Consider the following 24,857-nt stretch of genomic DNA (forward strand, 5'->3'; position numbering starts at 1 on the left):
CTACTGGCCACCGGCGTCGGCGAGCTCGAGCGGCCCGCCGACGTCGCTGCTCTCGCCCGTCTCCCCGGTCAGCAGGGCGGTGGTCTGCAGGACGACGAAGTGCGAGCGCAGCAGCTGCGCGGCTCCCCCGTCCGGCGGGAGCTTGGCCGGAAAGACGTCGAGGCCGATGCCGCGGACGCGGCGGTGGTGCTCGAGAAGCTGCCCTGTCAGGGCGGCCTCCGAGGCGGCGCCGGTGCCCCGCTCGGCCTGGCGGACGACCCAGGCGCGCAGGTCGAGCAGCGCGGCAGGCACGCCGGCGAGACGGCCGCTGTCGGGCGCGACGTCGCGGCCTCGACCGTGGCCTGCCGTCCCGCCGACGCTGCCCCCGGTGGCGTCCTCGCCGCCCCGGACGCGGCGGCGCGGTGCGGGCGCCCCGGCGCTCGCGAAGTGCAGCGCCTCGACGGCCTCCCCGGCCGGTCGGTCGGGACGCACGAGGCTGAGCGGCTCGCCGGTGACCCCGGCTGACCCGGTGCGCAGGCGGCAGACGAGCAGCGCGCCCTCGGCCGAACCGTCCCGCGCGATCACCTCCACCCTCTCGACGAGGTGCGCCGCCTCGGGGGTGTAGGCCACCACGAGCGGCAGCGGTGTGCCGGCGCGGTCGAGCGCCACCCAGGTCAGGTTCTGGGACGTCGGGTCGAAGAAGGCCGGCCCGTACCGTGCGGGGCGGAGCACGGCCCAGTCGCGCAGCGGGTCCGGCTCGTCCAGCAGGCCGGCGGCGTCGCGGCGGAGCGCGTCCCACGAGTCGACGACGGGCAGCAGATCGGCGAGCTCTCCCCCCGGGAGCGGCTGCACAGCCGCCCGGGTCCGGTCGACGCCGGAGAGGCGGCCCCCGGCGCTCAGCTGCGCCTCGGTGAGCACCACCCGGGCCCCGGTCGTGGCGGAGGGGGACGACAGCCCGCTCCACGGGCCACTAGTGGTGTAGCGCGCGCGGGGGTCGAAGGCCAGCGTCTCGGGCCGAGCGTCGGTGAGGGAGACGAACCGGGCCTGCCCCGGCCACCAGAAGAGCGTGGTCAGCCCCCGGTAGCCGGAGGCCGCGCGCCAGGGCACGGCGCCGAGCCCGACGAGCTCCATCGTGCCCGCCGTGTCGTAGCGGTTCCTGGCCCGCCCGACCAGCCGGGCCGGGGCGCTCCCGGAGGCGGCCGCAGCATCGAGTGCGGACACGAGCGCGTAGGCGATCGCGGCCTCGTCGAGGAGCCGGTGCTCGTCGGCCCGGGCGGACCGCTCGAGCAACAGCTCCACGTGGTCGGCGAGACGGCGCAGCAGCAGCGCCAGGCGGTGGTACTCCGCCCCCTGCGCCCACACCGCCACCGTCTCGTACCGCTGGTGGACGCCGGGTGAGAGGTGGGACAGGCCGAGCGCCACGGTGTCGGTGAGCAGGCGGGCGGTGGCCGCCCGCAGGCGCGCACGGGTCTCGTCGACGTCGTCGCCGGTCCTCCCGGGTCGACGCGGCTGGACGCCGGGGAGGTCGGCGCCGTGCGCGCGCTGGTACGCCAGCACCGCCGCGACCTGGTACTTCTCGACGGCGGAGAGTCGTGTGTCGGGGACGAGGCCGGCCGCCCCGCCGCCCATGTACCGGAAGGTCAGGAACGGGTGGGAGAACGTCACCGCCACGTTCCGGCCGGCCTCGATCCGCACGTCGGCGGGCTCGAGATCGTCGACCAGCTGCCGTGCCCAGCGGTAGCCGGGCCGGCCCGCGTGGGCGAGGAGCGCGCCGGTGTCGAGGTCCATGAGCTCCCGGTGCAGCACGTCGGGCGCCGAGCCGCCGCGCTGCGCCGGGCCGAGGTCGAGTCCAGAGGTGGGGGCCGGACCATGGCCGGCACCGGATGCGACCTGCACCAGCCAGAGCCCGGCGGCGACCACGTGCTGGCACGTCGTCCCGCTCGGGCAGGAGCATGCCGCGTGGGCGGGACCACGCGCGTCGAAGGTCACCTCGTGCTGCCCGACCCGCAGACGCAGCACCTGGCCCTCGTCGGCGACGACGCCGACCTCGGCACCCGCGAGATCCTTCCGGGCCCGGCGCAGCAGCCCGCGGCTGGCGAGCGCCGCCCAGGCGTCGTCGTCGTACCGCTCGAGCTGGGCGACGACGGCGGCACGCACGCTCACGAGGTCACCTGGACCAGCCACTCGGCGAGCTTGCCCGGTGTCAGCGCGGCGATGCTCATCCCGCAGTCGGCGAGACGCCGGGCGATGTCCCGGTCGTAGTGCGGGTGGGCCTCGCCGTCGAGGGCGGCCAGGCCGATGAGCGTCACGCGCGACTCCGCCAGCCCCCGCACCGCACGGACGAGGTCGCCCGGCGGACCGCCCTCGCAGAAGTCGGTGACCAGCACGAGCACGGTGCGCTGCGGGTTCTCCACCAGCTGGGTGCAGTAGCGGACCGCCTGGGCGATGTCGGTCCCGCCACCGAGCTGGACCCGCATGAGGACCTCGACCGGGTCCTCCACCTGGTCCGTGAGGTCGACGACGGCGGTGTCGAAGACCACCAGCCGCACGCGGAACGCTGGCAGCCCGGAGAGGATCCCCGCCATGACGGCGCTGTGGATGACCGAGCCCACCATGGAGCCGCTCTGGTCGACGCACACGATGACGTCCCACGGCAGCCGGCGCGTGTTGCGCTCGAAGAAGAGCACCTCCTGCAGCACGAGCTGGCCACGGGCGGGGTCGAAGTGCTTAAGGTTGCGCCGGATCGTCCCGGCCGCGTCGAAGTTGGCGGCGATCTGCACGGGGGAGTGGCGGTCGCGGCTGAGCCTGCCGGTCATGGCGCGGCGGACGTCCGTCCGGAGCCGGCGGGTCAGCTCCTCGACCACCTGGCGGATGATCCGGCGCGCCACGACGAGGGCCTCCTGGCCGAGGTGTCCCTTGAGGGCGAGGAGCGTCCGGAGCAGCTGCTCGCTCGGCTCGAGCCGTTCGAGGGTTCGGGGGTCGGTGACGAGCGCGGTGAGCCCGTAGCGCTCGAGCGCGTGCCCCTCCACCACCTCGGCCGTCTCGCGGGGAAACAGCTCACGGACCTCGCCGAGCCAGGTCACGAGGCCCGGGGCGGACTCCTCCAGGGACCCGGGGGCCGTCTCCGCCGCGGGCCGTTCCTCGGGCCGCAGGTCACGCCCGTGGTACTCGCGCCCGTAGAGAAAGTCGAGCGCGGCGTCGAGGCGGGCCGAGGTCCCGCTGCACCCGCCGAGGGAGCTGGAGGCGTACCGGCCGAGGACGAGCCGCCACCGTTCCAGCGCGTCGCCGCTCATGCCCGGTCTCCCCACGCGGCCAGGCCGTCCCGCGCGAGCAGCCCGGCGGTGACCCGGGAGACCTCCAGGTGCCGGCGGACCGCGCCCTCGTCCACCTCCGGCCGCCGGAGCCCCCCGAGGTCCGTCGCGCCGTGCAGCCCGGCGACGGCCTCGGCGATCCGGTCGGTCTCCCGGGGCGTCATCCGGGCGAACGCGAGGCGCAGCTCGGGCAGGTGCTCGACGAAGGTCTCTCGCTCCCACGCGCGCAGGCGCCCGTCGAGCGCGGCGAGCAGCGCGGGCTCCTGCCAGGCGGCCTCCCGGGCCGTCCCGAGCAGCCCGCCGACGAAGCCGACGCCGTCCCCGGCGCTCACGGTGCCGGACAGGTGCCCGGCGATCGCCCGCGCGACCCCCTCGGCCTGCAGCCGGCCGGCGGAGTACTGCAGACCCGTGGCGCCGCCACGCACCAGCGGCGCCTCGTGCGTGGCGGCGAGACGGTCGACCATCTCCCAGTAGAGGTCGGCGTCGAGGCCGCTCCCGCTCTCGCCGACCAGGACCTCGCGCAGCTGCACGAGGGCGGCGACCGCGTCGCCCGGGGCGCACTCCTGCCCGGACAGCTCGCGGCCGAGGAAGATCGCGCGCTCGTACGCCGTGCGGAGCAGGGCGGGCAGCGGCTCCAGCGTGCGGGCCTCCAGCGGCTCGCGCGCCTCCTGCAGCAGCGCCAGCTGCGCCGTCGCCGCGGCCAGCGCGTCGAAGGCGACGTCGGCGCCGAGGGCCTCCCGGACAAGTCCCAGCGCCTCCGCCGAGTGGTGGTGGAGCCCGAGCACGCAGGCCCGGACGAGCAGCGAGGTCGCCACCGGGGCGCTGCGGGCACCCTCGGCCCGTTCGGCGTCGAGCAGCGCCCCGAAGCGGGTGGCGACGGCGGACGGCAGGGTCTCCCCGTGGACGGAGACCTCGGCGAGCGCGCCCTCGGTCGCGGGGCTCCACCGGTACTCCCAGCGCTCCTGCAGCCGGCCCAGGCCGTGGCCGTGGACGAAGTCGGGCCCGGCCGTGCGGGCCGCGAAGGGGACGCCGAGCAGGGCGAGGCCGTGCAGCAGGCGGCTGGTCTCGCGGTGGGCGGGCCGGCGGTACAGGTCGAGGGCGGCCGTCCTGGGCTCGCCGTCCACGTGCAGCTTCTGGCGGCGGAGCCGCTCGAGGGTGTCGGCGACCAGGGGCGGTGTGCCCGCGCCGGGCGGGACGGTGCCCACGGCCGTGCCCGTCAGGACGTGCCGGGTGACCGCGCCGACCAGGGCTCCCTCGACGTCGGCGTCGCCCTTGACGAAGCAGCTCGTGACCGCGTCGACCAGGTCGCTGCGCAGCGGCGCCGGCCGGTCCCGCAGCGCCGCCAGGCGCAGCGCCTGCTCGAACGCGGCGGAGACGGCGGGCATCGGGACGGGGGCCTGGTGGCGCCGGCGGAGCTCGTCGGCGACGTCGAGGATCGCGGACAGGGCCGCGAGGGCCCGCGGGGCGTCGGCTTCCTCGCTCATGAGCTCCCAGAGGCGCTGGTGCCACGCCGGCGAGGTCATCCCGGCGGCGTAGCCGTTCAGGCGCTCCAGCCGCTCGAAGGTGTAGCGCACGATCGCGGCCCCGTCGCTCACCCCGTCGAGACGGATCTCGGGCCGGGCGGGCGGCTCGGCGAGCAATGCGGGGAGCGCCACCGCGTGGAAGCCGCCGACGACGGCGAGCACCGGCCCGTCGTCCGGGTCCCGTCCCGCCAGGGCCTGGGTCACGTGCCAGGCCATCTCCGCCTCGCGCGCGGTGGTGCCGTCCCGGTCGAGCTCGGCCCGCGGGTGGTCCTGCCGGGAGAGCTGGCACCACGCCGCGACGCGGGCCGTGTGCTCGGCGGACGTGACCTCGGCCCCGTCGGCCTCGATCAGGCGCTCCCACAGGTCCTCGGGGTCACGGCAGCCCACCTTCTCGGCCAGCGCCTGCAGACGGGCGCTGGTGCGGTAGTGGTGCTCGTCCTGCAGCGCCTCTTCGGCGTCCGGGGCGAACTCGCGGGTGCCGACGAGGGACTGCTCGGCGAGGTCGAGGTCGATGAATCGTGCCGGGATGCCGCGCGACGCGGCCTCCCGCAGGGCGACGAGCTCGGGGGAGTAGTCGCAGAAGGGCAGGTGCGCGCTCCACCGCTCGACGGCGGCGCCCTTCCCGCGCACCGCCCAGGTGTAGACCGACAGGGGCATGCGTGCCTCGGCGTGCGTGAGCAGCGGGACGAGCGGAGTCAGCGAGCGCGGGCCCTCCACCAGGACCACCGACGGGCGGTGCTCCTCGACGGCCCGGCGCACCTGCCACGCGCACGCCGGGCTGTGGTGCCGGACCGGCACGACCACCAGCGCGTCGCTGACGAGGGAGGCCGCGAGCTCGCGCACGCCGGCGGTACTGAGCATCCGCTCACCGGTCCAGCTCGCGCCGCGCGTCGAGGGCGCGCCGCCACCGCCGGTCCCGCCGGGCCCGCTCCTTGACGACGACGTCGAAGTAGTGCCGCAGCTTGGTGCCGTCCTGCGGCTCGTCCTTGAGCACGGTGCCGATGAGCTGGCGGACCACGTGCTCCCCGCCGACCTCGCCGTCGCCGAAGTAGTGGGCGTCGAGGCCTGCGGCGTAGCCGACCGCGACGGCCTCGGCGGAGGACATCACCGCGGTGGGTCGCTCGACCACGGTCCCCTCTGCCGTCACGCCGTCGCGCAGGTCGTGGAAGGCGGTGACGAGCAGGTCGACCACGTCCTCGCTGATCCGGGTGGAGACGTCCGCCTGCCGCAGCAGGGCGTCGGTCTGCTCGCGCACCAGGCGCGCCTCGAGGCGCCGGTCGCCGATGGGGCGGACGGTCTCGAAGTTGAACCGGCGCTTCAGCGCGCTGGACATCTCGTGGACGCCCCGGTCGCGCAGGTTGGCGGTGGCGATGACGTTGAAACCCGGCCGGGCGAAGACCGTCGCCGCTCCGCCGTCGAGCTCGGGGACGTGGAGCACCTTGTCCGAGAGCAGCCCGATGAGCACGTCCTGGATCTCCGGCTGGACGCGCGTGACCTCCTCGAACCGGCACAGCGCACCGCGCTCCATCGCCTGGTACATCGGGCCCCGGACGAGGGCCCGCTCGCTGGGCCCCTCGGCGAGCAGCAGGGCGTAGTTCCACGAGTAGGTGATCTGGTCGCCGGTGGTGCCCGAGGTGCCCTGCACGGTGCAGGTGGAGTCCCCGGAGATCGCGGACGCGAGCAGCTCGGAGAGCATGGACTTCGCGGTGCCCGGCTCGCCGACCAGCAGGAGCCCGCGGTTGCTCATGAGCGTGACGATGCACCGGTCGATCAGGGCGTCGTCGCCGTAGAACTTCCGGCTGACGCCGAGCGCCGCGTCACCGACCACGAATGCGCGCACCGCGCGCGGGGAGAGCCGCCAGCCGGCCGGGCGGGGGCCGGTGTCCGCCCGGGCGAGCGCGGCGAGCTCGGCCGCGTGGACCTGCTCGGCCGGGGCGCGGAGGATCGCGGACGGGGGCACGCTCACCGGCCCACCACCTTCTCCCAGTCGGGGTCGAACCCGGTGCCGTCGGCGGCCATGAGGCGCATGTCGCCGTAGGCCTCCGAGAGTAGAACGGCGGGGACGTCACCGAGAAGGAGCCTGGTCGCCTCGTGCCCCCACTCACCACCGCCACCGCCACCGGTACCGGGACTCCCGCCGTCCGCCTGCCGCACGAACCGCAGGACCGTGAGCGCCACCGTGGTGTTCTCCTCCGGGAGGCCGTTCCCGGAGAACTCGACCACGCTGGTCACGCCCACCGTGGGGAACCGCTTCTCGTAGGTGTAGAACCACCCACCGTCCCCGGTCTGGCCACGGGTGTAGCCGAGCTTTCCCGCCCGGCCGCGCAGGGCGAACGCCTCGAGCACGTGCCCGCGGAAGTCGGTGATCTCCGCCTGGCTGGCGCCGACGTCGGGAAGGACGTAGGTGCCCTTCCCGAGCTGGACGAAGAGCGGGACGACCTCGTAGTCCACCAGGTGCTCGATCCACCTCGCGGCGGTCTGGGGGTCGAGGTTGGTGTCGTGCGCCAGGCTGACCCGGGCGCCGGGCGAGAGGGTGACGGGCTCGTCGTCGACGTCGGTCAGCGAGCCGTCCTCGAGCGGACGGAAGACGACGACGGAGCCCTCCGGGGTGGTCGCGGTCCAGACGAGCCGGCGCACCAGGTGCCGCATCACCGGGTGCCCCGCGAGGTAGCGGTGCCAGTCCTCGGACGGCCAGGTGCGCTCCGTGCAGAGCGCCTCGTAGAGCCGCTGGGTCTGCAGCTGGACCACGGCCTTGAGCTCCTTGCGAGCCGCTGCGAGCGCCTTCCTGGCCTCCGCCGCGCGGTCCGGGTCGTCGGTGCGGCGCGGGGCCGGCAGCGAGGCGATCTTGGTGTCCTCCGGCGAGCGCAGCTCGAGGGTCAGGTCCGGCCGCAGCACGGCGGAGAACGAGCGGTCGCCGTAGCTGAGCTCGAGGCGGCCGGACCCGTCCAGACCAGCCGTGGGGACGGTGCGGTCGGCGAGCTCGTCCACGGTCCACCCCTTGCGCTCCGCCAGCGCCAGGGCCTGCCGGGTGGCCTCCTCCTGGATGCTCTTCGTGCGGAACCGGGAGCCCACCGAGAGCATGAGCTGGGTGGCGGACGGGTGCTCGATCCAGCCCAGCATGGCCACGAGCGCCTTAGACTGGGAGGCGCGCTTGCCGTACCAGTCCTTGAGGTACCGGGCGACGGGCGCGGCGGCACGCTCGCCCGCGCAGGCGGCGACGACGGCGAGCAGCCCCTTGGACGCGGCGGCCGAGCCGACCGGTTCGCGCAGGAACCGGGGCAGGTACGCGGCGGTGATCTCCTCGACGGAGGAGCCCAGGAGCGGGTTGTTCTGGTATCCCTGCGGGTACCGGGTCATGGACTGGTGCGTCCAGCCGGCCTCCTGGGCGGCCCGCCGTTGGGCCTCGTCGGCGTCGATCGGCCGGGTGTCCTCCGCCAGCCAGGTCTCGAGGACGAACTGCCCGAGTCTTTCCCGGTCCTCCGGGGCGATCATGGCGCAGTACTTGCGCAGCATCGCGCCCGGCTCCGGGCTCTTCGCCCGCACGGCCTGGGCGAGCAGCCACTGCAGCGTCTCGGTGCCGACCGGCTCGCCGGTGTCGGCCCAGCGCACCTCGGACAGGCCCGCCCAGGGGAACCACGCCAGTTCCTTGGGCAGACCCTTGGCGACGGCGGCGACTGCCTTCCTCCGCAGGTCGGCCCGGTCGACGTACCGCTCGACCGGACGGCCCATCGCCTCCAGCGCGTCGAGCATCGCGCCCTTCGCGAGGTCGTGCTTCTCCCTGCCGACGGCCGTCTCCAGGGCCGGCACGGCGGACTCGGCGCGCAGGCGGCGCAGCCAGCCGGCCGCCTCGGTGCGCACGTCGTACTTCCCGTCCTGCAGCGCGGCGACGACGCGGGCCGGGGTGGCCGGAAGCTGGTCGAGGGCGTCCTGGGCGGGGCGCCGGTCCACCCGGTTCCCGGACAGTGCCGTGTCGAAGAGCGCGTCGACGGCTCGGCGGGGCAGCGTCGGCAGGGTTGCCAGCGCCCGGTAGGGGGCCTCGGCGGCCATCGACCAGTCGCGGTCCGTGCTGGACAGGGTCCGCACGACGAGGTCGAGATGGGTCAGGACGAACGGGGCCACGTGCTCGTCCGGCCACCCGCCGCCGAGGTGCGGCCCCCAGGGGGCGGCGAAGCGCCGGTAGACCGAGCGGCCGCCGTCGAGGCCGAGCTCGTCGAGCATGGTGGCGACCTCGAGCAGCGTGGGGCGTCCGGTGCGGGCGTGCTCGATCTCGAGGAGGTTCGCCGCGGGACGCGAGAGCGCGCCGCCGTGCTCGACGAGGTGACCGAGGTGATGGAGGAGGGAGACGATGCCGGCCGGCCCCAGCCGCATGGCGTGCGCGTGGCGCTCGAACAGATGCAGCACGTGGTGCGGCGCGTCGACGTTCGGGGTCGCGGGGGGAGTGCCGCGCTCGAGCGAGGCGAGCAGCCGCCTGAGGGACTCGCGGTCCAGCGGCGGCGTGCGGAACGCGGGCACCCCGTAGCCGGGGTTCTGCGCCCGCATCCGGGCGGCGGCCTCCTCGGCCAGGCGGTTCGAGCGCTCGATCTCCCGGTCGGTCGCAGCCCAGAGGTTCTCGAGCTGCGAGCGCAGCTCGGCCGTGACCGGGACCCGCCAGTCGACGACGGGCAGGGCGGGGGGCGCGGGCTCGCTCCCCGCCGGGGCGGCCGGGTCGGCAAGGTCGGCCGTCCACTCCGCGGCGAGCGCCCGGACGCTCGCCGCCCGGTCGGCCGAGGCGCGCTCGAGCGCCCAGGCGCGTGCGCCGTCGTCCGCCGCGCCGAGTGCCCGCAGGGCGTGCAGACGGGTCTCCGGCGTGCCCGAGACCGCCAGCTCCTTGAGCGGGTCCACCAGCAGGGCCCCGCAGCGGGCCGCGAGCGGGGCCACCGCGGTTCGCACCTGCTTGCCGGGGGAGGCGAGCATGCTCGCGATCTCCGGCGCGAAGAGACGAAGGCCGTCGTCGCGCAGGGGCACCAGCATCTCGAGAGCGACGAGCTGGCCGCGCGCGCCCTGGCCTGCTAGAACAGGACGGAGCACGTCGGCGTCGCGGGCGACGGCCGCGGCGTAGCCGCCCAGGGCGCGAAGACCCCGCCGGGGTCCGCCGTAGTGGTCAGGCTTCCCCGAGTCGCGGAACGCGGCCGCCATGAGGTCGTGACGCTCGGCGCCCGCTGCCACCAGGGCGTCCTCGACCACGGCGATCTCCACCGGGACGGTCATGGAGCCGCGTCGGCGGTCCCCCAGGAAGTCGGTCAGGTGGACCACGAGGGCCTCGGCCCAGTGGCCGCCCGCCACCGGGTCGAGCCTCACCGGCCACGACCCCGCGGACACCTCCAGGACACGCGCCCACCGCAGGACGACCTCCGGGGGGACGTCGCCGAGGCCGACGCAGAGCTCCTGCATCGCGTCACGGTCGCCGCCGAAGCCCACGCTCCCGGCCCCGAGAGTGACGCGACCCGTGTTCGTCCGCAGCACCGGGTGCGTCAGCACGCTCGCCGGACCGCCCGTGAGGACGTAGTCGCGTAGCTCGCCGGGGAGGCCGGGGTAGTCGGTGGCGAACGGCGCGAGCACGCGTTCCAGGGCGGAGCGCCACCGGCGGGGGACTGTGGCGACCGGGTCGCGCCGACCGGTCAGCATCTGCCACAGCGCCATGTCGCACCCCTTTTTCGTGCGGTCGCCGCCCGGGTGCGCGCCCGCCGAGCCGAAACTAACGGAGGACCGGACGGCGGGGGACGGTTTTGCTGCCTGATCCTCACTCCTGGCCGGTGGCGACGAAGGTGTAGGAGGCGTCGCCCTCCTCGCCCCGGCCCGTGAGGTCCACCGCGAACGGCCCTCCCGGCGGGACGGCGAGGCGGAGCTGGCGCCCGTCGTCGGAATGCTCCGCGGTCAGCTCGTCGCCGGTGCCCGGGCTCGAGGACGGCGTGCGCGCGAGGGCCTGCCAGTGCCAGCCGGTGAGCTCGGTGACGATCTCGACCTCACCCGTCACCACACCGACGTCGACGGGGTCCTCCGGCGGCGTGCCGTCCCAGCAGAGACCGCTGGAAGACCCCGAGATGCACCCCGACCAAGCGTCGAGCTCGAAGCGGGACCCGCCGTTGATCACCTCGATGACGGGTGCCTCGGGATCGTCCCCGGACAGCCACGCCGCGCTGCAGCCGGACAGGACCAGCACCAGGACAGCAGCGGCACCGCGCAGGCCGGTCGACATGCACCCAACCTAGAGCCACGGGGTCCCCAGAGGCAGGCAGCTGGGCAGGTTCGTCAGGTCGGTGAGCGGTCGGCAGAACCGTGGAAAGCTTCAGAACCGTGGAAAAGCGGTTGTCGGCAAGCGCCGTCCGGCCTACCGTCCCCGCAGGCCCCGCACACCCGCGGGGCCGACCGCGGCTGTCCGTTCGCCCACGGCCGAGGAGCGCCGAGCGTCCGGCCGTCCGGACGTAGGCTGGGCCGCGCCCCACCGAGCGCGGCGCGGCATCCGAGAAGTCCGACAAGAGGTCCGATGCTGCTGAGAGTCCTCCGGCGCTTCCTGCGCCCGTACCGGCGTGACGTCGCTGTCATCGTGGTGCTGCAGGTCGTGCAGACCGTCGCGGCGCTGTCCCTGCCCACCCTCAACGCCGACATCATCAACGACGGCGTGGTCCGGGGCGACACCGCGTACATCCTCCGCATCGGCGGGCTGATGCTCGGCATCAGCGCGGTGCAGGTGATCTGCGCCGTCGCCGCCGTCCGCCTCGGCGCACGGACGGCCATGGCCGCGGGCCGGGACATGCGCGCCGCCGTCTTCCACCGCGTCCAGCGCTTCTCGGCCGCCGAGATGGGCCGGTTCGGCGCGCCGAGCCTCATCACCCGCAGCACCAACGACGTCCAGCAGATCCAGATGGTCACGGTGCTGACGTTCACCATCATGGTGATGGCGCCGATCATGATGGTCGGCGGCGTGTTCATGGCCATGCGGCAGGACGTCGGGCTCTCCGCGCTGCTCCTCGTCGTCGTCCCGGTCCTCGGGGCGGTGATGGGACTGGCCATCTGGCGGATGGCCCCGCTCTTCAAGGTGATGCAGAAGCGGATCGACCGCATCAACCTGGTCCTGCGCGAGCAGATCTCGGGCGTGCGCGTGGTGCGGGCGTTCAACCGCCAGCCCACCGAGCGCGCCCGCTTCGACGGCGCCAGCACGGAGCTGATGGCCACCGCGCTCGGCGTCGGCAAGATCATGGCCCTCGTCTTCCCGGCGGTGCAGCTGATCATCGGTGCGTCGTCGGTCGGGGTCATCTGGTTCGGTGCCGCCCGCATCGACGCCGGCGCGATGGAGGTCGGCTCGCTCGTCGCGTTCCTCAACTACCTCATGCAGATCCTCATGTCCGTGCTCATGGCGGTCATGATGTTCGTGATGGTGCCGCGCGCCGAGGTGAGCTCCGAGCGCATCAAGGAGGTCCTCGACGTCGAGCCGGAGATCGTCGTCCCGGCCGCGCCGGTCCCGCTCCCCGTGCCGCCCGACGGCGGACGCGGCCTCGTCGTCGAGCTCGACGGCGCGAGCTTCGGCTACGCCGGGGCCGAGTCGCCCGTGCTGTGCGAGGTCGACCTGCGCCTGGAGCCGGGACGGACGACGGCGGTGATCGGCTCGACCGGCTCGGGCAAGACCTCGCTGGTGAACCTCATCCCGCGGCTGGTGGACGTGACCGCCGGCGCGGTGCGCGTGGCCGGCGTGGACGTGCGCGACCTGGACCCGGGCGCGCTGCGCGAGCGGGTCTCCCTGGTGCCGCAGAAGGCCTACCTGTTCTCCGGGACGATCGCCTCCACCCTGCGGCACGGGCGTCCGTCGGCCACGGACGCGGAGCTGTGGCGGGCCCTCGAGGCCGCCCAGGCGCGCGACTTCGTCGAGGCGCTGCCAGAGGGCCTCGACGCGCCGGTCGAGCAGGGCGGCGCCAACTTCTCCGGCGGGCAGCGCCAGCGGCTGGCGATCGCCCGCGCCCTGGTGCGCCGGGCGGACATCTACCTCTTCGACGACTCCTTCTCCGCCCTGGACTTCGCCACCGACGCGCGGCTGCGCGCCGCCCTGCCGTCGGCGACCGGCGGGGCGACCGTGCTCGTCGTCGGCCAGCGGGTCGCCTCCATCCGCGACGCGGACCAGATCGTCGTGCTCGACGACGGACGCGTGGTCGGCGTCGGGCGGCACCACGAGCTCATGGAGACCTCGCAGACGTACCGCGAGATCGTGCTGTCCCAGCTGAGCGTGGAGGAGGCGGCATGAGCGGGCACGGTCCGGGGCCTGGCCGCGGGCCGGGCATGGGGCCCGGGATGGCGCCCGTGCAGAAGTCGCAGCACTTCGGTGCCTCGCTGCGCCGGCTGATCGGTGAGCTGCGGCCCGAGCGGGCCTGGCTGGTCCTGACCGTGGTCCTCGGGGCCGGGTCGGTGTTCCTCCAGGTCCTCGGGCCCAAGCTGCTCGGCGACGCCACCAACATCGTCTTCGACGGCGTCGTCGGCAAGATGCTGCCGGCCGGGGTGAGCAAGGAGCAGGCGATCGCGGGCCTGCGGGCGGCGGGCCAGGACCAGGTGGCCGAGATGGTCTCCGGCATGAACGTCGTCCCAGGGCAGGGGATCGACTTCGACGCGCTCGGCCGCACCGTCCTCGTGGTGCTGGCCGTCTACGCGGTCGCCGCCGTGCTCGGCTGGGGCCAGGGTTTCATCCTCGCCCACGTCGTCCAGCGCACCGGGTACCGGCTGCGCCGCGACGTCCAGACGAAGATCGACCGGCTCTCCCTCTCGCACCTGGACTCCCAGGCGCGCGGGGACACGCTCTCGCGGGTCACGAACGACATCGACAACGTGACCCAGTCGTTGCAGCAGACGCTCTCCCAGCTGATCGTCTCGCTGCTGACGGTGCTCGGCGTGCTGGGCATGATGTTCTACCTGTCCTGGCAGCTGGCGCTCATCGCGCTGGTGACCGTGCCGGTCTCCGCGTGGCTGACGATGACGATCGCCAGGCGCGCCCAGCCGGAGTTCGTCGCCCAGTGGAAGTCCACCGGTGACCTCGGCGGCCTGGTCGAGGAGGCCTTCACCGGCCACGAGCTGGTCACGGCCTTCAACAGTCAGGGCGCGTTCACCGACTCGTTCTCCGAGGAGAACGAGCGCCTGTACCGGGCGAGCTTCCGGGCCCAGTTCATCTCCGGGACGATCATGCCGTCGATGGCGTTCGTCTCGAACCTCAACTACGTGCTGGTCGCCGTGGTCGGCGGGCTGCGGGTGGCGTCGGGCGCGCTGACACTGGGCGAGGTCCAGGCGTTCATCCAGTACTCGCGCCAGTTCAGCCAGCCCCTCGCCCAGCTCGCGTCGATGGCGAACCTGGTCCAGTCCGGCGTCGCCTCCGCGGAGCGGATCTTCGAGCTCATGGACGCCGAGGAGGAGGTGCCCGACCCGGTCCCGGGCGCCCGCCCCGCCGTGGTCCGCGGTCGCGTGGAGTTCCACGACGTCAGCTTCCGGTACGAGGCGGGCACCCCGTTGATCGAGCACCTCGACCTGGTGGTCGAGCCCGGCCAGACGGTCGCCGTCGTCGGTCCGACCGGCGCGGGCAAGACCACGCTGGTGAACCTGATCATGCGGTTCTACGAGATCGACTCCGGCCGGATCCTGCTCGACGGCGTCGACACCCGGACGATGACGCGCGCCGACCTCCGCGCCCAGATCGGCATGGTGCTGCAGGACACCTGGCTGTTCCAGGGCTCGATCGCGGAGAACATCGCGTTCGGCCGGGAGGGCGCCAGCGACGAGCAGGTGGAGCTGGCCGGGCGCGCGACGAGCGTGGAGCGGTTCGTCCACTCCCTGCCGGACGGGTACGGCACGGTCGTCGACGACGAGGGAGGCGGGGTCTCCACCGGTGAGAAGCAGCTCATCACCATCGCAAGGGCGTTCCTGTCCGACCCGCAGATCCTCATCCTCGACGAGGCCACCAGCTCGGTGGACACCCGCACCGAGGTGCTGGTCCAGCAGGCGATGAACGCGCTGCGGCAGGGCCGCACGAGCTTCGTCATCGCCCACCGCCTCTCCACCATCCGCGACGCCGACGTCATCCTCGTCATGGAGTCCGGCCGCATCGTGGAGAAGGGCACGCACGCCGAGCTGCTCGAGGCGGGCGGGGCGTACGCGCGGCTGTACGAGGCGCAGTTCGCGGCCCCGGCGGTGGAGGAGAGCACCGCCTGACGGTGCCGGCGCCGGGAGGACCTTCGTCCGGCGGAACGGCCGGGCGGAACGCCTAGCGTCACGTCCACGAGGCCCGGAGCGCCGGGCTGCCGAGATGAGGACGATCTCCATGGTCTTTCCAGTGCTCGAGGGCAAGGTCGCGGTGGTCACCGGCGCCGCGATGGGGATGGGTGAGGCGACCGCTCGCCTGTTCGCCCAGGCCGGTGCCAGGGTCGTGATCGCCGACATCAACGAGGAGGCCGGACGTGGCACGACGGACGCGCTGCGCGCGGACGGGCTCGAGGTCGCCTTCGTGCGCACGGACGTCTCCTCGGCGTCCAGCGTCGAGGCGATGGTGGCGTTCGCCGTGCAGACGTACGGGCGGCTCGACTGCGCGGTGAACAACGCCGCCATGACGCCGGACACCCACCCGGTCGCCGAGCTCGACGAGGGCGAGTTCGACCGGCTCATCGCCGTGGACCTCAAGGGCGTCGCGCTGTGCCTGAAGTACGAGATCCGCCAGATGCTCGCGCAGGGTGACGGCGGCGCGATCGTGAACATCTCCTCCGTCTCCGGCGTGCGGCCCCAGCCCAACAACCTGGCCTACGTCGCGGCGAAGCACGCCGTCATCGGGATGACCAAGGTGGCTTCCCTGGAGTACGCCCCGCAGGGCGTCCGCGTGAACAGCGTCGGGCCCGGCGCCATCGACACCCCGATGCTGCGCGGGGCGCTCGAGACGATCGGGGCGACGGAGAAGGAGTTCGCGCCCCAGCTGAGCCTCCTCGGGCGCTTCGCCCATCCCTCGGAGGTGGCGGAGGCGAGCATGTGGTTGTGCTCCGACCAGTCCTCCTACGTCACCGGTGCGCTGCTGATGGTCGACGCGGGTTACACCTCGCGCTGAAGGGAGCCGGCGGCACGGGATGATGGGTCCCGTGCCGCTGATCCGCATCACCGACCCCGCCGACGACCGGCTCGGGGACTACACCAACCTCACCGACGTCGGGCTGCGCTCCAAGCACGAGCCGGCCAAGGGCCTGTACATCGCCGAGAGCTCCAACGTCATCGCCCGCGCCGTGGAGGCGGGGCACCGGCCGCGGTCCTTCCTCATGGCCGAGAAGTGGCTGGAGTCCATGGCCGCTGTCATCACCGCGGCGACCGGCGCGGACGACGGCGGTGCCGACGTCCCGGTGTTCGTGGCCGAGGAGCCGGTGCTGCGCGCCATCACCGGCTTCCACCTGCATCGCGGGGCCCTCGCGGCCATGCACCGTCCGCCGCTGCTCGGGGTGCGCGAGCTGCTCGCCTCGGCACGCGGGGGAGCGGGTGCCCGGCGGGTCGCGATCCTGGAGGACATCGTGGACCACACGAACGTCGGCGCCATGTTCCGCTCGGCGGCCGGCCTGGGCGTCGATGCCGTGCTGGTGACCCCGCGCTGTGCCGACCCGCTCTACCGGCGCAGCGTGCGTGTCTCGATGGGCACGGTGTTCCAGGTGCCGTGGACGCGGCTGACTGTCTGGCCGGGCGCCGTGGAGAAGCTGCGCGGCGCCGGCTACACGGTGGCCGCGCTGGCGCTCTCGGACGACTCGGTCAGCCTCGACGACTTCGCCGTCTCCGACGCCGTGCGCGCGCCGGGGTCGAAGGTCGCGCTGGTGCTGGGCACCGAGGGGGACGGCCTGGCGCGGAGCACGGTCGAGGCCGCCGACGTCGTCGTGCGCATCCCCATGTCCGGAGGGGTGGACTCGCTCAATGTCGCCGCCGCCTCCGCCGTCGCCTTCTGGGCCACGCGACCGGGCGGCGGCCCGGCCGCCTGAGCGCCACCGTCCCGGCGGCGCCTCTTCCGGGCGGCGTCGCTCCGCGCCAGGATGGCTCCAGGCGAGTGGAGGGGGCAGGTGGCCGTGACGCACCCGATCATGTTCGACGACGACGATCCCTACCTCGCCCGTGTGCGCGACCTTGCCCTCGCGTTCCCCGACGCCGAGGAGCGGGTGGCCCACGGCCGGCCCAACTTCCGGGTGGGAAAGGTCTTCGCCGTGTACGGGTCGAGCACGAAGGGGGCCTCGGTACACGCACGGGCTGGTGGTGCTTCCCGACGAGTCCGACCGTGCCGCACTGAGCGAGGACCCGCGCACCTTCGTACCCGCCTACCTCGCGCCCTCCGGCTGGGTGGGTCTCGACCTTTCTGCCGGCGGCGCGGGTCCCGAGCAGGTGGACTGGCAGGAGGTCGCCGAGCTGCTCGACTGCTCCTACCGCCAGGTGGCGAGGGAGAGGCAGATCGAGCGGCTCGACGAGGAGGGCGGTCCGGCCGACCTGCGCACCAGTGATACGCCCGGCCGAGGTCGCGGTCCGCGCCCGTCACCGTTCCAGTCCCGGTCGTCGTAGCTCTCCGTCTCCACACGTCTGTCCTGGCTGGGGGCGGATGTCAGACCCGCGACCTACAGTGGACACATGTTCGAAGATGAGGTTCGCGGGCGCGGTGGCGAAGGTGCCGCCGGGGCCTCCGGCGCCTTCGTCTCCGTGCTGGAGCGCGAGGTCGCAGCAAGGGTGATGGCGCGCCCGTCGCTGGCCGCCTCTGATGCCGATGCCGCGGTCACCGGTGCAGATGCCGCGGTCACCGGTGCCGATGCCGCGGCCTCCGGGATGGCTTCCGCGAGCCGCCACCGGATGGCGGCCGTCGAGGGCTTCGGGGTCGTGCCCGTCACGGTGGAGGCGGCCGGGGCGTGGATCGAGCTGTACCCGCCCGCACGGGGATCGGTCCTCGTCCTCGACATCGACCTCGGAGTCTCCACGCTCTCCGGGGCCGCTTCTTCCTCCGACGCCGCTTCTTCCTCCGACGCCGCTTCTTCCTCCGACGCCGCTTCTTCCTCCGACGCCGCTTCTTCCTCCGACGCCGCCTCTTCCGCCGACTCTCACGACATCTGCTCCGCCGACTCCACAACCACCGCGGATGGAGCCGGGCCTGACGCTCGTCGTGCCGGTGCTGCTTGTGGGTCTGACACCAGCACGTCCCATGCCGCCGACCCCGCGGACGGTCGTCCGGTGCCGTGGTGGGCGGTGGTGCCCACAGGTGCGGCGCCGGCGCCAGCCTCGGGCAGGTTGCCCGCGCCGGGTGACCCGGCCCTGACTGACGCGTTCTCCCGCGGCCTCGTGGACCGGGAGGCCGACGCGGTCGGGGCCTCGGTGCTCGAGGGGCTGCCTGGCGGCCCGGAACTCGCCGCCGTGCTGGCGCCGCTGGCACCCGGCCAGCTGGGGGAGGCGAGCCTGATCGAGTCGGTCGCAGGGTACGAGCGGGTGGCTTCCTGGGCGATGGCGATGCAGGCCGCCCATGTGCGGGAGCTGACCGACCGGCAGGGCCTGACGTCCAAGGCGGCGGATCAGGCGGCCGCCGAGGTCGCCGCTCGGCTGGGATCGACGAACGCGGTCGGGTCGGCCAAGGTCAACCTCGCTGCGGCCCTGGACACCTTCCCCGAGGTCGCCGACGCCCTGGGCACGGGGCGCATCGACGGCCGCAAGGCGAATGTGCTGACCTCCCGTGAGCCGGGCATGAGCACGGCCGAGCACCGGCGGGTGGTCACCGAGCTGCTCAAGGACGCAGACCGGCTCTCCGGGCCCAAGTTGCGCAACCGGCTGCGAGCGGCCGCCCTGAGTGTGAATCCCGAGGCCGGCGCCGAGCGGCGGGAGAAGGAGCATGCCGCCCGGAAGGTCACCGTCACCGCGGCGCCGGACGGGATGAGCTGGATCACCGCCTACGTGCGCGCCGACAAGGCGCACACCGTCAAGGTGGCGCTGGACGCCCTCGCCGACGCCGCCGTCGCCGACGCGGATCCCGGCGAGGACCCGCGCACCCGCGACCAGGTCCGCGCCGACGCCTTCGTCGATCTCTTCGCCGGCGTCCTCGACCGAGGGGTCGACCTCGCTGGCCACCCTTTGCCCTCAGGCCGGGCGGTCCGGGCGGGGGCGCAGATCACCGTCGGGGCCGGGACCTTGCTGGGGCTGGACGCGAACGCGGGGTACCTGGCCGGGTACGGCCCGATCCCGGCCGAGCTGGCACGGCAGATCGCGCAGGACGCCACCTGGCGGGCGCTGCTGACCGATCGCGACGGCCACTTCAAGGACCTGGGCACCCGGGCGTACCGGCCCGGGGCGGACCTGACGCGCACCGTCCAGGCCCGGGACGTCACGTGCACGTTCCCCGGGTGCGCGCGCCCGTCGATCGTGTGCGACATCGATCATCGCATCGAGTACGACCCGGCCATCGCTCACCTGGTCAAGCAGACCAGCGCCTGCAACCTCCACCCGCTTTGCCGGCGCCATCACAACCTCAAGACCACGAGGCGCTGGGACGTCATCCGTGAGAGGGACGGGACGCTGCTGTGGATCCCGGCTCGCACGGGCCACCGGTACCGGCACGTGCCGGACCCGCCCGCCGGGGCCCCGGCCACCGCGAACCGCTGGGCCGCCCTCTTCGCCGGCGGCGACCCACCATTCTGAGTCCGGAGCGTTCCGAGCGTCCTCATACCATCCCTGCAACCGCGGTCCTGTCCGCGCTCATGACCTCACACCATGGACCACCGACCACGGCGGTGACCGACGCACACCCGTGCGTCGGTCACCCGTGCGTGGGCCACTGACCACGTCGGGAAGATATCGAGGCCGTCGCCTCAGAGTTCATGCAATAAGTCGCCTCAGGATCCATGCAAGAACAGGACGTCCGGCGCGTGGATGAGGCCGAGGAGCTGTCGTACCGGCACCGGCGCCCAGGACCTCGCTGGATCGTGAACCAGCTGCGGTTCGCCGAGCTGGACCACGCGGCCACGCGTGAGGAGCGTGCAGCCGCCGGCGGCGAGGACGTTGCGCACCCACTCGGCGTCGCGGCCGTAGGTGAGCGCGACGCGGTAGCCGCCCTCGCCGTCGGGGAAGACGTTGATCGGGATGGTGTAGGCCCGCCCCGACCGGCGTCCGACGTGGGTGAGTAGCCCGAAGAGGGGCAGGCGGCCGGCCACCCGGCTCATCAGCGGGTTGAGCACGTGCCGGTTCGCGCGGGCGACGGCGTGGGGGATCGGGCTCACCTCGGACCTCCTCCGACGGATGGGCTCAAGGTAGCCCGCGGGGCGCGACCGTGATCGTGACTGGCACTCGAGGCCGAGCCCTCGTCAAGCGTCCCGCCCCGTGCGTGTGAAGTGGTCGTGGGTGGAGAGGAGATCGTCGAGAGTCCGCCGGTCCGCACCGGATCAAAAAGTTCGATCCGCAACGCGCGCGTCGGCCATGATGAATACGGCCGCTACAGCGCGAAGAAGGAGACGATTCGATGACGAAGTATCTGATCTCGTTCCCGAGCGGTGCCATGGTCGTTCCCGAGCATGATCTCCCAGCCGTCTCGGACGCGGCGCACGCCGTCGTGCAGGAGGCGAAGGATGCCGGGGTCTGGGTTTTCGGCGGCGGCATCGACGAGAGCGTGCCGCCCGTCATGGTCAACGCCGATGGAACCGTGACCGAGGGAACGTATCCGCAGACGAAGCAGATCGAAGGCGGCTATTCGGTGCTGGAACTGCCCTCCTACGAGTCGGCACTGGAATGGGCCGCGAAGATCGCGGACGCGTGCCGGTGCGCGCAGGAGGTTCGCGCTTTCCATTACGACCCCGCCAGCTGAAGGTGCGCCGCCCGGGCCCGTCAGCGCGCATCCCGAGGGGGCAGCGGCGTCCCCTTCTGCGGCCGGCGGGACCGTGGCACCCTGACGGTATGTGCCGAAACATCCACCAGCTGCACAACTTCGCCCCGCCAGCCACGACGGACGAGGTGCGCGCCGCCTCGCTGCAGTACGTCCGCAAGGTCGCCGGCATGACCAAGCCGTCGCAGGCGAACCAGGAGGCGTTCGACCACGCCGTCGAGCACATCGCGGCGATCACGCAGGAGCTGCTCGACTCCCTCGTGACCAGCGCGCCGCCCAAGGACCGCGAGACCGAGGCGGAGAAGGCGCGCGAGCGCAGCCGCCGCCGGTTCGCGCAGCAGCCCGCCTGACCGGACGGGCTGGACTCAGCGCACCGGCCGCAGGGCGCACTGGAGCGACCAGATGTCGGCGAGCTCGTAACGCACGTGGTTGCGGGCGTGCGCGACGGCCGCAGGCAGGTCCGTGAAGTAGTGGCCGGGGCTGCCGAGAGTGCTCAGCACGCCGAGCGCCTGCGCCATCCGCAGCTGCTCGGCGTCCAGGCCCTTGAGGAGCACCGTCACGCCGCGGCGCTGGAGGTCCGCGATGATCTCCTGCAGCGCGTTCGCGCCGGAGGTGTCCATCACTCTTACCTCCGTGAGCACGAGGACGATGACGTGGACGTCCTTGACGGTGGCGATCTCGTCGAGGAACTGCTTGGTCCCGGCGAAGAACAGGGCGCCGTGGAAGCGGTAGACGGCGATGTGCTCGTCGAGCAGGGCGTCCTCCTCGGCCGCGTCCAGCCCCTCGGACACCCGAACCCGGTCCAGGCCTGAGACTCGCGACATGGACCGCAGCGCGAGCAGGGCGGCGACGGCGACCCCCACCTGCACCGCCACGACCAGATCGAAGACGATCGTGACCGCGATCGTGACGAGGAAGACGGCGCCGTCGGAACGGGTGGCCCGAAGGATGGATCGGGCGGTCCCGAGGTCGATCATCCGCAGGGCGGTGACGATGAGGACGCCGGCGAGCGCGGACATCGGAATGAGCGCAACCACCGGCGTCGCCACCAGCACCACGAGCGTGAGGACGACGGCGTGGCTCGCCGACGCCAGACGCGTGCGCGCCCCGGCCCGCACGTTGACCGCGGTGCGGGCGATCGCCCCGGTGGCCGGCATGCCGCCGAACATGCCGCTGGCCACGTTCGCCAGTCCCTGACCGACGAGCTCCCGGTCGGCGTCGGTGTCCGGCACCCCCTCGACCATGCCGTCGGCCACGCGCGCCGAGAGGAGGCTCTCCAGGGCGGCAAGCGCGGCGATGGCCATGGCCGACGGCAGCATCTCTGCCAGGGCCGAGGTGTCCCAGGCGGGCAACGACGGCGTGGGCAGGGTCGCGGGCAGGGCGCCGATCCGGTCGACGTCGAGGTCGAGCAGCTCGGCGACGACGGTCGCGGCGAGCACCGCGACGAGCGAGGCGGGCAGCGAGCGGCGCACACGACCGAGCACGAGCATGAGCACGATGACGCCGGCGGTCAGCGCCAGCGGCAGGGCGGCCCGCGACCAGTCGGCCTGCTGAGCGGTACGCACGGCCACGAGGGCGGCGTTCTCGCCGTCGGCCTTGGGGGTGTCCAGGGCGAGCGGCACCTGCTGGAGGAAGATGATGACTCCGATGCCGAGGGTGAAGCCCTCGACCACCGGCCACGGGATGACCGAGACCAGCTTGCCCATCCCCATCAGGCCCATGAGGACGATAAGGAACCCGGCGAGGATCGACAGGGCGAACACGGCGTCGATCCCGTAGCGGGCGACGACGGGGACGAGCACGACCGTCATCGCACCGGTCGGGCCGGAGACCTGGAGGTGGGACCCTCCGAGGACCGCCGCGACGAATCCCGCGACGATCGCCGTGACCAGGCCCGCGGCGGCCCCGACGCCGGAGGCGACGCCGAAACCGAGCGCGAGGGGGAGCGCCACGATGCCGACCGTGACTCCGGCGACGAGGTCGTGCCGCCAGGAGCGGGGCAGCTCGGCGTAGTCGCCGCGGCGGGGGAGCGTGAGGGCGGCCAGCCGGCGCGCCGTCCCACGCCAGGTGAACCTTGCCTGCAGGGCAGGGATGGTGCTCATGCGCGGGGCGCGGCCGGGGCGCCGTCGGTCAGTCCGGAGAGGGCGCCGGTGGTGGCGTCGAGGCGCCGGAGCAGGAACGTCCGGGCCGCCCCGAGCATGTCCGCGACCGACGGGTCGGCCAGGGCGTAGGTGACCGTGTTGCCCTCGCGGACGGCCGTGACCACGCCGGCCCGGCGCAGCACCGCCAGGTGCTGGGAAAGGTGTGAGGCCTCGATGCCCATGTCCGCAAGGAGCGCGCTGACCGGTTGCTCGCGCTCCGCGAGCAGCTCGAGGGCCCGGACTCGCAGCGGGTGGGCGAGCGCCTTGAACAGGTCGGCCTTCATCTCGTGGATGGGAACGGTGGCGGCGCGGTGCGGCACGGTGGGCGGCTCTCTGGTCGGAGGTGAACGAGTTTGCTGGTGATGGCGGTGATGGCGACCGGGGGAGGCGACCAGGGCTGGTAGGAACGGCCGGGGACTGGGAGGAACGGCCGAGAACTGGCGGCAACCACCGGACTGCGTCGCGGGGCCGAGTCGGGAGGGCGTGGCTTGACGACTTGATGAATATATCAACTCGTGAGGTGTGCGCGAAGCCGTCACGTGCGAAGCCGCAGACGTCTACCGGCGCGAGGCACCGGAGTCGGGCACCGAGACAGGACCGAGACGACACGGGGACAGGCCGGTCGATGCCGACCGGCGATTCAGACGCCCCGCGCGTACCCGTGCTGGCGCCAGGCCTCGTAGACCGCGATGGCCGCCGAGTTGGACAGGTTGAGCGAGCGGACGCCCGGGATCATCGGGATGCGCAGCCGGTCGGTCAGGCGCGGGTCGGCGAGCACCTCGGCTGGCAGGCCGGTCGGTTCCGGGCCGAAGAGGAGAGCGTCGCCGGGGACGTACGCCACGTCGGCGAAGCTGCGGCTGGCGCCCCCCGTGAACGCGAAGACGCGGCCCGGGACCGCGGCCAGCGCGGCGTCGAGGTCGGGATGCACGACGACGTTGGCGAGGTCGTGGTAGTCGAGCCCGGCCCTCCGAAGATGCGCGTCCGTCAGCTCGAAGCCGAGGGGCTCCACCAGGTGGAGGGTGGCCCCGGTGCACGCCACCATCCTGATGGCGTTGCCGGTGTTGGGAGGGATGCGGGGCTCGTAGAAGACGACATGGAACACGCCGACCATCGTCCCAGGCGCCCGCGGGCCAGGACGAACGGGCTGAGGACTACAGCGCCCTGCCCGCGGCCGCCGGCGCGCCCGCCGACTCGCCGCTGTCGCCGATCTGCTCGCGGGCGACGTAGTTCTCCAGGTCGAACAGGTTGTTGCCGGCCCGTTCGGCCACGGTGAGCAACGTAGTCGCCGACGCGACCTCCTCCACCTGCTCCTTGAGGAACCACAGCATGAACTGCTCGCCGAGGGCGTCGTCCTCCGCGCGGGCCGCGCGGAAGATCGCCTCGATCTGTGCGGTGACCTGCTGCTCCTGGTCCAGCGCCAGCCGCAACGGGTCGGTGACCTCCCGGAAGTCGTTGCGCACCGGCGAGCCGGCGGGGATCTCGACCTCGAGGTTCCGGTCGAGCATGTACTGCACGAGCATCATCGCGTGGTTGCGCTCCTCGACCGACTGCCGGTAGTAGTGCCGGGCCAGCTGGGGCAGGTCGTGCGAGTCGAACCACACGGCGATGGCGATGTACTGCTGGTGTGCGTCGAACTCGTGGCCGATCTGCTCGCGGAGCAGCCGTAGGAACGTCGACGCCGTCGTCTCGGTCATGCAGGTCACCATATGCGCCGGTCCCTGCGCGGTCGATGGCTGTGCGCCGCCCGAGTGGCGACCGTGCTCCTCCTGACCGACGCTGGGGCATGGCTAAGCACACGCTGACGATCGAGCTCGAGGCCGAGATCGACGACGAGGCCGCCCTGGTGGACTTCGTGCGGTCGGAGACCCCCGAGGGCTCCCTCTCCCCGGACGACGTCCGGGAGGAGGACCGCGCGGCATCGTCCCTGGTCGCGGGCGTCTCCAAGGCGCTCAAGGACCTGTCGGTCCCGGGGCTGACCATTCGCGAGCCCAGGGTCACCGCCCGGGACGCCTGAGCCTGGCGGTCGGCGGCCGTCGAGCACGGC

20 protein-coding genes and 1 pseudogene are annotated in these 24,857 nt (G+C 73.3%); 10 read left to right on the forward strand and 11 right to left on the reverse strand.

Translation table 11 applies throughout. From position 1 onward, the window contains the following. The 6 genes from ABD774_RS03585 to ABD774_RS03610 form a co-directional block, all read right to left on the reverse strand. Nucleotides 1-2,142: a hypothetical protein gene (locus ABD774_RS03585; protein WP_345037763.1), complete on the reverse strand. Its 2,142-nt coding sequence runs from the start codon at nucleotides 2,140-2,142 to the stop codon at nucleotides 1-3. Continuing rightward, on the reverse strand, nucleotides 2,139-3,272 hold the full coding sequence (locus ABD774_RS03590; RefSeq protein WP_345037765.1) for a VWA domain-containing protein: 1,134 nt from the start codon (nucleotides 3,270-3,272) through the stop codon (nucleotides 2,139-2,141). The genes ABD774_RS03585 and ABD774_RS03590 overlap by 4 nt, the downstream gene beginning before the upstream one ends. Further along, nucleotides 3,269-5,674, reverse strand: a complete 2,406-nt coding sequence (locus ABD774_RS03595) for a DUF5682 family protein (protein ID WP_345037768.1) — start codon at nucleotides 5,672-5,674, stop codon at nucleotides 3,269-3,271. The genes ABD774_RS03590 and ABD774_RS03595 overlap by 4 nt, the downstream gene beginning before the upstream one ends. A gap of 4 nt (nucleotides 5,675-5,678) precedes the next feature. Further along, nucleotides 5,679-6,773, reverse strand: coding sequence for an ATP-binding protein (locus tag ABD774_RS03600; protein WP_486327266.1), 1,095 nt, complete (start codon nucleotides 6,771-6,773; stop codon nucleotides 5,679-5,681). Nucleotides 6,774-6,775: 2 nt separating this feature from the next. Beyond that, nucleotides 6,776-10,492 (reverse strand): DUF4132 domain-containing protein, encoded by a 3,717-nt coding sequence (locus ABD774_RS03605; protein WP_345037773.1) that lies wholly within the window; start codon nucleotides 10,490-10,492, stop codon nucleotides 6,776-6,778. Between the two features lie 100 nt (nucleotides 10,493-10,592). Then, entirely contained in the window at nucleotides 10,593-11,048 is a 456-nt protein-coding gene (locus ABD774_RS03610) for a hypothetical protein (RefSeq protein ID WP_345037775.1), read from the reverse strand. A gap of 288 nt (nucleotides 11,049-11,336) precedes the next feature. On the opposite strand from ABD774_RS03610, the gene ABD774_RS03615 reads away from it, so the two are divergent. From ABD774_RS03615 to ABD774_RS03640, 6 genes and pseudogenes are all read left to right on the forward strand, one after another. Continuing rightward, the gene (locus ABD774_RS03615; RefSeq protein WP_345037777.1) at nucleotides 11,337-13,085 is read left to right on the forward strand and encodes an ABC transporter ATP-binding protein; all 1,749 of its coding nucleotides are present in this window, start codon (nucleotides 11,337-11,339) and stop codon (nucleotides 13,083-13,085) included. Continuing rightward, nucleotides 13,082-15,031, forward strand: coding sequence for an ABC transporter ATP-binding protein (locus ABD774_RS03620; protein WP_345037779.1), 1,950 nt, complete (start codon nucleotides 13,082-13,084; stop codon nucleotides 15,029-15,031). Before ABD774_RS03615 ends, ABD774_RS03620 begins: the two co-directional genes overlap by 4 nt. A 109-nt stretch (nucleotides 15,032-15,140) precedes the next feature. Next, nucleotides 15,141-15,911 (forward strand): SDR family NAD(P)-dependent oxidoreductase, encoded by a 771-nt coding sequence (locus ABD774_RS03625; RefSeq protein ID WP_345037782.1) that lies wholly within the window; start codon nucleotides 15,141-15,143, stop codon nucleotides 15,909-15,911. A gap of 22 nt (nucleotides 15,912-15,933) precedes the next feature. Beyond that, nucleotides 15,934-16,818 carry a TrmH family RNA methyltransferase gene (locus ABD774_RS03630; protein WP_345038258.1) on the forward strand — a complete coding sequence of 295 codons (885 nt, stop codon included), beginning with the start codon at nucleotides 15,934-15,936 and terminating at the stop codon, nucleotides 16,816-16,818. 51 nt (nucleotides 16,819-16,869) lie between these two features. Then, nucleotides 16,870-17,296 (forward strand): annotated as a pseudogene (locus ABD774_RS21825) (MmcQ/YjbR family DNA-binding protein); the annotation flags it as partial. A gap of 156 nt (nucleotides 17,297-17,452) precedes the next feature. After that, nucleotides 17,453-19,495 (forward strand): HNH endonuclease signature motif containing protein, encoded by a 2,043-nt coding sequence (locus ABD774_RS03640; RefSeq protein WP_345037786.1) that lies wholly within the window; start codon nucleotides 17,453-17,455, stop codon nucleotides 19,493-19,495. 194 nt (nucleotides 19,496-19,689) lie between these two features. Here the strand turns inward: ABD774_RS03640 and ABD774_RS03645 are convergent, their stop codons facing one another. Further along, nucleotides 19,690-20,073 carry a nitroreductase family deazaflavin-dependent oxidoreductase gene (locus ABD774_RS03645; RefSeq protein ID WP_345037789.1) on the reverse strand — a complete coding sequence of 128 codons (384 nt, stop codon included), beginning with the start codon at nucleotides 20,071-20,073 and terminating at the stop codon, nucleotides 19,690-19,692. 117 nt (nucleotides 20,074-20,190) lie between these two features. On the opposite strand from ABD774_RS03645, the gene ABD774_RS03650 reads away from it, so the two are divergent. The 3 genes from ABD774_RS03650 (at nucleotide 20,191) to ABD774_RS03660 (ending at nucleotide 21,022) form a co-directional block, all read left to right on the forward strand. Then, nucleotides 20,191-20,316 carry a hypothetical protein gene (locus tag ABD774_RS03650; protein WP_345037791.1) on the forward strand — a complete coding sequence of 42 codons (126 nt, stop codon included), beginning with the start codon at nucleotides 20,191-20,193 and terminating at the stop codon, nucleotides 20,314-20,316. Beyond that, nucleotides 20,313-20,654: a YciI family protein gene (locus ABD774_RS03655; protein ID WP_345037794.1), complete on the forward strand. Its 342-nt coding sequence runs from the start codon at nucleotides 20,313-20,315 to the stop codon at nucleotides 20,652-20,654. The genes ABD774_RS03650 and ABD774_RS03655 overlap by 4 nt, the downstream gene beginning before the upstream one ends. An 89-nt stretch (nucleotides 20,655-20,743) precedes the next feature. Then, on the forward strand, nucleotides 20,744-21,022 hold the full coding sequence (locus tag ABD774_RS03660; protein WP_345037796.1) for a DUF2277 domain-containing protein: 279 nt from the start codon (nucleotides 20,744-20,746) through the stop codon (nucleotides 21,020-21,022). Between the two features lie 15 nt (nucleotides 21,023-21,037). Here the strand turns inward: ABD774_RS03660 and ABD774_RS03665 are convergent, their stop codons facing one another. From ABD774_RS03665 to ABD774_RS03680, 4 genes are all read right to left on the reverse strand, one after another. Continuing rightward, the gene (locus ABD774_RS03665; protein WP_345037799.1) at nucleotides 21,038-22,774 is read right to left on the reverse strand and encodes a SulP family inorganic anion transporter; all 1,737 of its coding nucleotides are present in this window, start codon (nucleotides 22,772-22,774) and stop codon (nucleotides 21,038-21,040) included. After that, the gene (locus ABD774_RS03670) at nucleotides 22,771-23,097 is read right to left on the reverse strand and encodes an ArsR/SmtB family transcription factor (RefSeq protein WP_345037801.1); all 327 of its coding nucleotides are present in this window, start codon (nucleotides 23,095-23,097) and stop codon (nucleotides 22,771-22,773) included. The genes ABD774_RS03665 and ABD774_RS03670 overlap by 4 nt, the downstream gene beginning before the upstream one ends. A gap of 356 nt (nucleotides 23,098-23,453) precedes the next feature. After that, the gene (locus ABD774_RS03675; protein WP_345037802.1) at nucleotides 23,454-23,915 is read right to left on the reverse strand and encodes a tRNA (cytidine(34)-2'-O)-methyltransferase; all 462 of its coding nucleotides are present in this window, start codon (nucleotides 23,913-23,915) and stop codon (nucleotides 23,454-23,456) included. A gap of 49 nt (nucleotides 23,916-23,964) precedes the next feature. Next, nucleotides 23,965-24,507 (reverse strand): ferritin, encoded by a 543-nt coding sequence (locus ABD774_RS03680; protein WP_345037804.1) that lies wholly within the window; start codon nucleotides 24,505-24,507, stop codon nucleotides 23,965-23,967. An 89-nt stretch (nucleotides 24,508-24,596) separates the two neighbouring features. Here ABD774_RS03680 and ABD774_RS03685 point away from each other — a divergent pair, with 89 nt between their 5' ends. Continuing rightward, nucleotides 24,597-24,827, forward strand: a complete 231-nt coding sequence (locus ABD774_RS03685; RefSeq protein WP_345037806.1) for a hypothetical protein — start codon at nucleotides 24,597-24,599, stop codon at nucleotides 24,825-24,827. Nucleotides 24,828-24,857 lie beyond the last annotated feature (30 nt).

The sequence above is a fragment of the Georgenia daeguensis genome (assembly GCF_039537705.1).
GTDB lineage: Bacteria > Actinomycetota > Actinomycetes > Actinomycetales > Actinomycetaceae > Georgenia > Georgenia daeguensis.

Excerpts from the sequence above, each read along its gene's own strand:
- ABD774_RS03595 (WP_345037768.1), bottom strand. The coding sequence starts at position 5,674 with ATGCTCAGTACCGCCGGCGTGCGCGAGCTCGCGGCCTCCCTCGTCAGC.
- ABD774_RS03640 (WP_345037786.1), top strand. The coding sequence starts at position 17,453 with ATGTTCGAAGATGAGGTTCGCGGGCGCGGTGGCGAAGGTGCCGCCGGG.
- ABD774_RS03685 (WP_345037806.1), top strand. The coding sequence starts at position 24,597 with ATGGCTAAGCACACGCTGACGATCGAGCTCGAGGCCGAGATCGACGAC.
- ABD774_RS03615 (WP_345037777.1), top strand. The coding sequence starts at position 11,337 with ATGCTGCTGAGAGTCCTCCGGCGCTTCCTGCGCCCGTACCGGCGTGAC.
- ABD774_RS03665 (WP_345037799.1), bottom strand. The coding sequence starts at position 22,774 with ATGAGCACCATCCCTGCCCTGCAGGCAAGGTTCACCTGGCGTGGGACG.
- ABD774_RS03605 (WP_345037773.1), bottom strand. The coding sequence starts at position 10,492 with ATGGCGCTGTGGCAGATGCTGACCGGTCGGCGCGACCCGGTCGCCACA.
- ABD774_RS03660 (WP_345037796.1), top strand. The coding sequence starts at position 20,744 with ATGTGCCGAAACATCCACCAGCTGCACAACTTCGCCCCGCCAGCCACG.
- ABD774_RS03610 (WP_345037775.1), bottom strand. The coding sequence starts at position 11,048 with ATGTCGACCGGCCTGCGCGGTGCCGCTGCTGTCCTGGTGCTGGTCCTG.
- ABD774_RS03620 (WP_345037779.1), top strand. The coding sequence starts at position 13,082 with ATGAGCGGGCACGGTCCGGGGCCTGGCCGCGGGCCGGGCATGGGGCCC.
- ABD774_RS03670 (WP_345037801.1), bottom strand. The coding sequence starts at position 23,097 with ATGAAGGCCGACCTGTTCAAGGCGCTCGCCCACCCGCTGCGAGTCCGG.
- ABD774_RS03655 (WP_345037794.1), top strand. The coding sequence starts at position 20,313 with ATGACGAAGTATCTGATCTCGTTCCCGAGCGGTGCCATGGTCGTTCCC.
- ABD774_RS03630 (WP_345038258.1), top strand. The coding sequence starts at position 15,934 with ATGGGTCCCGTGCCGCTGATCCGCATCACCGACCCCGCCGACGACCGG.
- ABD774_RS03680 (WP_345037804.1), bottom strand. The coding sequence starts at position 24,507 with ATGACCGAGACGACGGCGTCGACGTTCCTACGGCTGCTCCGCGAGCAG.
- ABD774_RS03590 (WP_345037765.1), bottom strand. The coding sequence starts at position 3,272 with ATGAGCGGCGACGCGCTGGAACGGTGGCGGCTCGTCCTCGGCCGGTAC.
- ABD774_RS03625 (WP_345037782.1), top strand. The coding sequence starts at position 15,141 with ATGGTCTTTCCAGTGCTCGAGGGCAAGGTCGCGGTGGTCACCGGCGCC.